The following is a 638-nucleotide window of genomic DNA, read 5'->3' on the forward strand; positions in this document are numbered from 1 at the left end:
AAGTTCAGCTATTTACTGCTGGGTCCATTGGCAGGTTATGTCGCTGGTGCATCAGGTTTTGACGTGTATGTACCATGGCAAATGTTTTTGGTCGCACTGGGCGCGCCAATTGTTGCTTATGTCATTTATGAGTTTTTGCAAAAAAGACAAATTGATGAACATAAATTATTGCCATTATTTGCCGGTGTAGGTTCCTATGGTCTTATCATGACAGGGCTATTGCATATCGGTGTACCACGTGGTGGTTATCTCGGTATTGAAGAAGGTGCGTATGCGTTCCAGCATGGTGAGATTGGCGTGGTAATGCAGTTGGTAGGCATCGTGGTCAGTCTTGGCTTCGGTATTATTACCGCCTTGGTATTGTCCTTTGTTCTGAAGCATACCACTGGTTTGGATGTATCGGATGATGCACAGGCGGAAGGTCTTGATAAAGTTTATTGGGACATTGAGCCGGATGTTGATCCAGTTACTGACAACAAATCCTGAGTTTGATGTGAAATAGGGTTAGTTCGCCTTATTGCACTTCTAAAAAATCCGGCTTCGGCCGGATTTTTTTGTTCAGTACATATAATTCATTGATACTGGATGCTAACTATCAGATTTTTGGCAAAAAACTTGTGTTTACCAAGGAGATATCT

General features: G+C 42.3%; 1 pseudogene. It reads left to right on the plus strand.

Features of this window, described 5'->3' with window-relative positions:
• Positions 1-486 (plus strand): annotated as a pseudogene (locus B3182_RS15090) (ammonium transporter); the annotation flags it as partial.
• Between the last annotated feature and the right edge of the window lie 152 nt (positions 487-638).

Source organism: Methylophaga sp. UBA4204 (assembly GCF_002379485.1).
In the GTDB taxonomy this organism is placed as follows: domain Bacteria; phylum Pseudomonadota; class Gammaproteobacteria; order Nitrosococcales; family Methylophagaceae; genus Methylophaga.